Source organism: Flavobacterium sp., from assembly GCF_039932285.1.
Lineage (GTDB): Bacteria > Bacteroidota > Bacteroidia > Flavobacteriales > Flavobacteriaceae > Flavobacterium.
The window spans coordinates 17,569-27,144 of the sequence record NZ_JBDTQE010000037.1 but is presented as its reverse complement, the minus strand read 5'-3'; the positions used below and the strand labels follow the sequence as shown (position 1 = coordinate 27,144).

The following is a 9,576-nucleotide window of genomic DNA, read 5'->3' as shown; positions in this document are numbered from 1 at the left end:
CCAGAAATAACAATTTGATTATTCCAACCACCATAACGGTTACCAATATAATTTCCTATTGCTCCGAAAGATACTCCTTTTAATAACCCATTTGGCAATGTATAGAAAAAACTTAAATTGGCTGTATTTACTGGAGTTCTTACTAAGCGATCACCTTGTATAAAGCTACCATTTAATCCAGATGTTCTAGTATAACGCATATCATTGTAACTGTATCCAGCGACAATATTTAAACCTTCAATAGGTCTTGCAGTAATATCTACTTCTATTCCTTTGCTTTTTGTTTCTCCACTTAAAACTTTTATCGTTGTATCGGTATTACTTGAACCATCGGCTTTAAATTCCGCAGTTTGCGCTAAATTACTATTTGTTATTTGATATAATGTAATGTTTGTACTTAAAACATTTTTCCAAAAATTATTTTTAATACCAACTTCATATTGGTCTATCACAGATGGTTTTATTGCAACTAAGTCTATAGTTGTTCCTGAGTTTGGTGTAAATGAGGTGGCATAACTAGCAAAAAACGAAGTGTTTTTTGTAGGCTGATATACTAATCCTAATTTTGGAGAAAATGCTTCATCTTTACGTTTTGGAGTTTCAACTGTTGTATTAGCAACCAAATCATATGTATTAACTAGTGCTTCTTGCCATGACCAACGTAATCCTGCTAAAACTTTAATATTATTTGTAATAGATACTAAATCTTGAGCATAAACTCCAAAGCGATTTGTATCAGTTTCTACTCTTTTAGTATTAGTAGAATTTGGAATAGCTCCTCCTTGATTAAAATTATCAAAATCAAAAATGTTACCACTACCGTAAGTTGCAGGGTTAAATATAAATGTATTTGCTTCAAGCAGTGAGTTTTCAAAATCTACACCTGTAAATAGTTGATGTTTTACTTTATCTGTAAAAAAAGATCCTTGTAAACTAATTTGCTGACTCGTGATTTGTTCTAGATTTTTATTTTCTCCAAGAGGTCTACTCCAGTTTCCATAAGTTGCAATTGCTTCTGATGGTTGAACACGTTCAGTTCCTTTTGATGTTCTATTATAATCTTGAAATGAAGAATTAAAATTTAATTTCCAATTTGTATTAAAATCATGTTTTACAGATGCTGAGACGGTAGCTTGTCTTGTTTGTCCATTAGACCAAGTAGCTCCTAAATACTTACTTCGTGATAGATTTACTATATTTTTTCCAATAACTCCAGTACCAAAATCTGGTGTCCAATTGTCATGTAAATAATCTCCTTGCAATGTAATTTCTGTTTTATTACTCACTTTGAATAGAAAGGATGGATTGACATAATAACGCTCTTTTTTTACCACATCTCTAAAGCTTTCAGAATTTTCGTAAGAACCTACAAAACGATAAGCTATAACATTGTTTAATGGTCCATAAATATCTATTGATGGTTTATAGAAAGAATAACTTCCTAGCTGCATAGATACTTCGCCCCCCTTTGCAAAAGAAGGGGATTTAGTTACCATGTTTAATATTCCTCCAGGAGCAACATTACCATATAATAAGGCGGCATTTCCTTTTAGAACTTCTACTTTTTCTAATGAAGATACCTCAGGAATAGAACCACTACTGAAACGAAAACCATTTTTAAACATATTATTTGTAGACATATCATACCCTCTAGACCAAAATGATTCTTGAGCACCACCACGAGCTGAACCTACATAAACACCATTTATATTTTTTATAACATCACTCAAACGAACGCTTTGTTGTTGCCCAATAGTTTCAGAACCTACTATTTGAATACTTTGCGGCAAGTCCATAGGTTTTATTCCAGATCTTGTTAGTGATGCTGGATTTTTTTGTTGATTAGAAATAATCGATACCTCATCAAGGATTTGTCCTTTTTTATTTTTTATGGTATCATTTAGAATACTTTGATTTTCAGAAAAATCATTATCTATTTCAATTTTATTTGAATCTTGTGCAAAACTTACAGCACAGAATAACAAAGCTAAGGACGGTAGTATAATATATTTATGCATTTATTTAGATTAAGTTAAAATAATAATGCAAATATAAAACCTAGATTTTGATTTTCAAAGCTTATTTAGACTAAATATGAATAATATTTTTAAACTGTTGACTATGCATGAATTAAAAATCTAATTTTGAATGTAAAACCTACAACCAATAGAAATTATTCTAATTAATATGAAATTACCCCAAATTAGATCAAGAAAATTTTAAAGAACAAATAGATAAACTGATAAACATGTCTCATAACTACTAAAAAAAAAGCTCCGATTTCTCGAAGCTTTCTAAACTTTATACCACTAATTTTTTATTGCTAATCTAAATCCCTCCCCGTGAATATTGATTATTTCAACTCCTTCATCAGATTTTAAATATTTTCGAAGTTTTGCAATATACACATCCATACTTCTAGAAGTAAAATAGTTATCATCTCTCCAAATCTTAGTTAATGCTAATTCTCTTGGCATTAAATCATTTTCGTGAAGTGCTAACATTTTTAATAATTCATTTTCTTTTGGAGACAACTTTATAGTCTCTTCTCCTGGAAAATTCAAGAATCTTAATTTTGAGTTTAAATCAAATTTACCAATTTTAAATTCAAATTTTGCTACATCGGTTTTTGTTTCTGAGGCCTTACGCTGAATAATTGCTTTAATTTTCATAAGTAAAACTTCTGAATCGAATGGTTTATTCAAATAATCGTCTGCTCCTACTTTGTATCCTTTTAGCACATCTTCTTTCATAGATTTTGCTGTTAGAAAAACAATAGGCACTTCTTTATTTTTTTCACGAATTTCTTTAGCTAAAGTATAACCATCTTTGTATGGCATCATTACATCTAAGATACACAAATCGAAATTGTCTTTCTTAAATTTTTCGAAACCTTCCATTCCATTTTTGGCTAATGTTACCTCAAAATCATTCATTGATAGGTAATCACGAAGTATAGAACCAAAATTTGGGTCATCCTCTACTAATAATATTTTCTTATTTGCTTCCATAGTTTAATAAATTAGGGGTAATTTGATTATAAATGTACTTCCTTTTCCTTTTTCGCTTTCTACCATCACTTCTCCGTGATGATCATCTACTATTCTTTTTACGTATGCCAACCCTAATCCGTGGCCTTTTACGTTATGTATATCTCCTGTATGTTCTCTATAAAATTTATCAAATATTTTCTTTTGAGAGACTTTACTTATTCCTAATCCTTGATCTTTTATTTTAATAATAATAAAATTTTTAACATTCTCAGAAGTAACTTCTATTATTGGTTTTTCTGGTGAATATTTTATTGCATTTTCCAATATATTAACTAGTACGTTTGTAAAATGTACGTCATTTAATAAAACATTTGTTTGATTTGCTTTAAGATTTACATTTATTTTTCCCTGTCTGTCCTCAATTATTAAATGAACGTGCTCTATTGCTTCTTCTATAATATCATTCATATTATAAGACTCTTTTGTAATATCGAGTTCTCTTTTTTCTAATTTTGAAATTTGTAATACGTTTTCTACTTGAGCATGCATTCTCTTATTTTCATCTTTAATCATCTGTAGATAACGAAAAACTTTTTCCTTATCATCAATAATTTTAGGGTTTTTTATGGCATCTAATGCTAAATTAATAGTAGCAATAGGTGTTTTGAACTCATGCGTCATATTATTTATAAAATCCGTTTTAATTTGAGAAATATGACGTTGTTTATTCAACTGATTTAATGCACTATAATAAGCAACAATAATAATTGCTGTAAACAAAAATGCAAGAAACGCAATGCCAATTAAATCAGATATTAAAAATTGCTTTTTTTTAGGAAAACTTACTAATAACTGATATTTACTTACGCCATCATTATCTGTAAAAACAGGTATATCATAAGTGTTTTTCTTATCATATTTAAACTTTTCCGATTTTACTTTTGTTGCTAAACCATTGCTATAAATACCAAACTCGAACGGTGTTTTTATTCCATAACCACTCAATTCATGAGCTAATAGATCATATAGTTGCTTATTAGAAACTCTTTGAGTTATAGATCGTGTTGCTGCAATATCCTTAAAATAAACTCCAAATGTTGCTTTATCAAGAACGTCCATTCTTCCAGATTTTTCTATTTTTTCATCTGGAGACAACGTACTACTTATACGAGAGTCATTTATAGTATTGCCATTATAAACTTCCGTAACACGTTTAGAAATATAGTTTTTGAGTTGTGTTGAATCCTTATTTTTATCAAAGAACGAAGATGGCAGTGAATAATCTTCTGCTATCAAACTATTAGAATAAATAATTGTCTCGTTCGTTACTGTATTTTTTTCTACATAAAAAAACTTGAGTAGTTCACTTTGTTGCGGGCTTTTACCTATACTGTCTTTAAGCTTATTATATGTACTTAAAAAAGTATATGTTTCTTGCTCTTGCAATTTTTTTGATACATTATCTATAACTTGTTTCACTTGGTATTTAAATTGTTCATCTTTATTTTTAAAAGATGCATTTATCAAATAACCTTGTACCACAATAATTCCCAATAGGGAAAGTGTCATTAGAAATACTACAATGCGAAACAACATTTTATTCATTACTACAAATTTAACATTTTAACATTTGAATACTAAATATATTAACCAAACATTAACAGATGCTATTTTTAATATAGATTCCTTAATTTTTTAAGAACTTCTTGAAATTGAATTTTCGCTTCACTCAAATTTTCGTTTTTAATAACATAGTCGCTTTTTGAGGTTTTCTGACTATCGTTCCACTGGTTTTTTATTCTGTCCAAAACAGCTTCTTTAGTGCACTTATCCCTTGCCATGACACGAGTTACACGAGTTTCTTCTGAAGCGACAACAGTAATAATCTGATCACAATATTTATAACTTCCACTTTCAAAAAGTATAGCGGCTTCTTTGATTACAAAAGGAGAATTTTGTTTTTTTACCCAATTATCAAAATGTTTTTTCACTAATGGATGAACAATTTTATTGAGTTCTTTTAGTTTTTCTGGATGATTGAAAACAATTTTTGATATTTTTTTTCTATCCAATTGATTGTTTACAATCACTGATTGTCCAAAATGACTTCCAATTAATTGAATAGTTTCTGGCAAAATCATTATTTTTTTTGCTTCATCATCGGCAATATATACAGGAATTCCTTCGGCTTCAAAAAGTCTAGCAATGGTTGTTTTACCACTTCCTATTCCGCCAGTAAGACCTATAATTTTTGTCATTTTTAAACTTTAAAAAATAATTCAGGAAATGCATCCTGTGGTTTTTTCTTGAGAATATTAATTTTAAAAAATGATTCTATAAATCCTAATCCGTAACCAAAAAACTGTTTCCAAACGGCAATAATAGATAGATAGCCAACATAAATATTTTTATTTTTGATAGATGACATTATAAAAATGAGCACCGTATAAGCAAAATATAATTTTAAAATCCAATCGAATGTAAAAATTAAAGAAAGAACACCTAGAATAAAACCAACTACAAATATTGATGGTAAAAAGAAGGTTGGTTTTGCATATTCTGGATACCAATAATTAAGTATCGGTCTTGCTTTACCAAATTTATTTACTTGAGTATAAAATTTTTCCCAATCGATTCTACGTTTGTGATATACAAATGCTGATGAGATTAGTTTGGTTTCGAAACCTAATTTCCATAAACGAATGCTCAAATCTGGATCTTCTCCTGGATGAATATTTGAAAAACCTTTAGAATCTTCGAATGCTTTTCTTGAAATTCCCATATTAAAACTTCGTGGCTGAAATTTTTCTATTTTTTCTGAACCTCCACGAATTCCTCCAGTTGTAATGACTGATGTCATAGTAAAGTTAATAGCTTTTTGCACTGCCGAAAAACTAGACAACATCGCATCTGGACCACCGTAACAGTCTACATACTTATGAGATAAACTTTTAGAGACTTCTGTCAAATAATTTTCAGGAATAATACAATCTGAATCTAAAATGATAAAATAATCTGATTTAGACTGACTCATTCCAAAATTACGAGAATCACCAGGTCCCGAATTGTATTTCAAGTAATAAGTGATTGATAATCTGTTTTTATATTTATCTACAATGTGTTCGCAAGGAATTGTAGAACCGTCTTCAACAATAATAATATCGAAAGGTTCTTTATGAGTTTGTTTACTTAAACTTTCTAAAAGCTCCTCGATTTCTTCTGGACGATTGTAAACTGGAATAATAAACGAAAAATTCATTGATAAAAAATTTTAACAAAGGTACATTTTTTTATAAAAAAAAGCCATTCGACTTGCGAATGGCTTTTAATATTTTTAAAAACTATTTTTATTGTTTTACAACTTTCAATGTTTTTACCAAACCATCTACAGTAACTTTTACTAAATAAGTACCATTTGATAAGTTTGACATATCTATTTTAGTTTGAGTAGCATTGATAGATTTTGTCATTACTTGCTGACCTAGTAAATTATGTACTGATACATTAGAAATTTCTTTTGTGTAAGATAAATTCAATACATCTTTTACTGGGTTAGGATAAGCTGAAAAACCATTCAAATCGAAAGATTGAGTACCTAACGAAGCATCATAAGCAGCAATTCTAAATTGTCCTACAGCAAGTGCATTTTTAGGCAAAGCATTATTATATCTCCAAGCTCTAGCATATAGTGTTTCTCCAACAATTATACCATCTGCAGCAGTTAGAGATAATAAAGAGAATGCACCTGTTCCTCCATCATCATCACAATTAACCTCTCCAAGCGATCCACATGAACCACTATAAACAGCAAGACCCGAATCTGTAAAACCACCTGTCTCTTGACCTATTTCAAATGTTATTGATCCAGATGCTGGAACAACTGCTTTATACCATACATCACCACCTACATAAGAAGCACATGTCGGAACTGGTTCAGCTGCTGAATCTGTTGCTCCAACTATTGTACCCACTATTGACCCTGTTGCATAGTCTGCTGCTAGAGCTAAAGTTATAGCTCCTGAGCAATCATCATTTACTGGAGGCGTAGCCAACGTTGTAAATCCTACTGTAGACCATGTACTATAAGTAGGTCCTGCACAAACAGTTCTTACATGAAAATAGTACCCTGTAGTAGGAGTTAATAATGTTGCATTATAAGTTTCTCCTGACAAAACAGTTCCTGAACCAGCAGGATTAGCTACTGTATTATCTAAAACATATTCATAGCTTCCTGTTGTCGCTGTCCATGTAACTGTTGCGCTAGTTTCTGTTATTGCAGAAACTACTAAACCACTAGGGTTATTGCAAGCTGGTATTGGCTCCCAAACTACATCGTCAATTAATACACTAGCTCCTATAGATCCAGCATGTCTAAATGCTAAATAATCTGAATAAGATCCAACTGGCGGTGTAAAAGTATAATCATCATATACTAATGAAGCGGCATTTACAGAACCTAAAGCAATAAAAGTATTTTCATCATTAGGATCAGTTAAATAACCAATCTCTACATCGTCTCCAGCGGTAAAATTACCTCTCATTTTAAAGTTTAAGCGATTTGTACCCGCACCTAAATTAGAGACTGGTATTGTTTTTACCACTCCTAGACTTCCTGAAAATCCATAAATATACATCGTATTCGCTCCTGAACTTGGATTTGTTGTTTGTATATTAGTATTACCTCCTGTACCCACTCTTGCCCAGCAATTTGGAAAGTTAGGAGCAGTAACACTATCAAAATTCTCTGTAAAACTTGTTACGCTTGAGCATGGAGTACTAAAAACCAAAGGATCACTCCAAGAACTAAAAGTTCCTCCACAATCAGATCTTACAAATAAATAATATTGTGTATTAGCTGACAAACCCATTACCGAAGCAGTTAAACCAGCAACTGCTGTTCCTGCGATAACTGGTGTTACGTTTGATGTTGATACAATGTATTGATAACCGTTGGCAGGTACAGGCCATGCTACATTCCAAGAAATATCTGCCATACTCGTAGTTACATTACTTACTGCTAACCCACTAGGCTCCAGACATGATGGCGTAACCTCCAATTTAAAATTATCAAAGTTTATTCCATTTGGTGCAAAATTTGCCACAACCTGTATTCCAAAAGAATAATCTCCAGTCGTTGTTGGTGTAAATTCATGTGTAAATTTCGTCCAAGTTGGTCCTTGATATCCTGTTTGAGTAGATAATGTTGTTGTCATAGCAACATCTGTTTGACTATTTCCAACACCTATTGTCAAATCATAACCTACAACAGTATCGTCGGTTCTCATATAATAACTCAGCGTATAAGAAATTCCAGTGGTTAATGTAGCCAGTGGTGTAAATGCCCAACCATCTGTACCATAGGTTCTCCTTAAAGAGTTTGCTCCACTATTTGCAACTGGAGTAGTAGATATTGACCAATTACTTGATGTGTTTATGTATGACCAACAAGGAGGGAATACATTAGTTCCAACAGTTAAAGCATCAAAATTCTCTGTCCATGGGAAAGTAGTAATTGGGTTACATAGAGTTGTAAAAGGAACTGATGAACTCCAAGCACTAAAACCACTACCACAATTAGATCTTACAAATACATAATATGTAGTTGATGGAAGCAATCCACTTAGAGGAACCGAGATAGCGGTTGTAGCTGTACCAGAAACAACTGGTGTCGTATTTGCTGTAGAAACAATATACTCATAACCTATTGCAGGTGTAGGTACAACTGCTGTCCATGAAATTGTCGATGTAGTTGTTGTAATAACACTTACATTTATTCCTGTTGGTGATGAACATGAAGGCGGCGTAAATGTATATTTTTTTCCAACTAAATTTGTTGTTGTAGATATTGCATTATTCGCTGTACCTGAAGATACTGTTGAAGCAGCAGCAGGCGTAACACTTAAAAATGATGAAGAACCGTTTAGTCCTACAGAAGCAGTTAAAGTACCAGCTGCAGCCATAACAGGTCTATACACAAAATCAATTACATTAGTAGTTTCATACAAACGCAATTTGAATGAAGCAAATGCGGTTGTACTTGTAGCACCGCTTCCACCAATATTGATATTATCCCAACCAACTTCTAGAATTCTATTTGGAGCAACTCCTGTAACTATATACTGAATGTTTCCAGAACCTAAATTATTATCGTCCCAAAAAGGAGCTATTAATGGTCTATTACCCGCAGTTACCGAGAAGGCATTAGAATAATTAGCAGTACCCGTAGTACCTGTAGTTGAAGCGTCACCCATTTTAATCCATCCATTGGTAGTAACACAAAAATGAGTATAATCTACTCCATCGTATTTAAAAGTAAAACCAATTGGAATTCCGTTTTCAATTCCGTCGTCTCCAACTGCAGTAGATGTTGTTCCTACAACCGCTGTATATGCTTCCGTTGATTCGGAAAAAGCATAACCGCTAACTTGCGAATAGCCTTGTGTGACAATAGCCAACATAAAAGCTAATAATAATGTAATTTTTTTCATGTTTTTATTCTTTGATTTAAGAATGCAATATATGAAAAAATATTAATCATATGTTAAATTAATATTGATATATCGATAAAACATATAAAAAAAAC

General features: G+C 31.5%; 6 protein-coding genes. All 6 read right to left on the bottom strand.

Annotated features, from left to right (window positions below):
* Nucleotides 1-2,018 (bottom strand): TonB-dependent siderophore receptor (locus ABI549_RS08410; protein ID WP_348076013.1); only part of this gene is annotated, 2,018 nt, incomplete at its 3' end.
* 291 nt (nt 2,019-2,309) lie between these two features.
* The gene (locus ABI549_RS08405) at nt 2,310-3,011 is read right to left on the bottom strand and encodes a response regulator transcription factor (protein ID WP_348076012.1); all 702 of its coding nucleotides are present in this window, start codon (nt 3,009-3,011) and stop codon (nt 2,310-2,312) included.
* Nucleotides 3,012-3,014: 3 nt separating this feature from the next.
* Nucleotides 3,015-4,598, bottom strand: a complete 1,584-nt coding sequence (locus ABI549_RS08400; RefSeq protein ID WP_348076011.1) for a HAMP domain-containing sensor histidine kinase — start codon at nt 4,596-4,598, stop codon at nt 3,015-3,017.
* Nucleotides 4,599-4,666: 68 nt separating this feature from the next.
* Nucleotides 4,667-5,251, bottom strand: coding sequence for a dephospho-CoA kinase (gene coaE, locus ABI549_RS08395; protein ID WP_348076010.1), 585 nt, complete (start codon nt 5,249-5,251; stop codon nt 4,667-4,669).
* 2 nt (nt 5,252-5,253) lie between these two features.
* Complete coding sequence (locus ABI549_RS08390; RefSeq protein ID WP_348076009.1) at nt 5,254-6,252, bottom strand: glycosyltransferase; 999 nt, start codon at nt 6,250-6,252, stop codon at nt 5,254-5,256.
* 88 nt (nt 6,253-6,340) lie between these two features.
* A complete protein-coding gene (locus tag ABI549_RS08385; RefSeq protein ID WP_348076008.1) occupies nt 6,341-9,481 on the bottom strand; it encodes a T9SS type A sorting domain-containing protein in 3,141 nt (1,046 codons plus the stop codon).
* Nucleotides 9,482-9,576 lie beyond the last annotated feature (95 nt).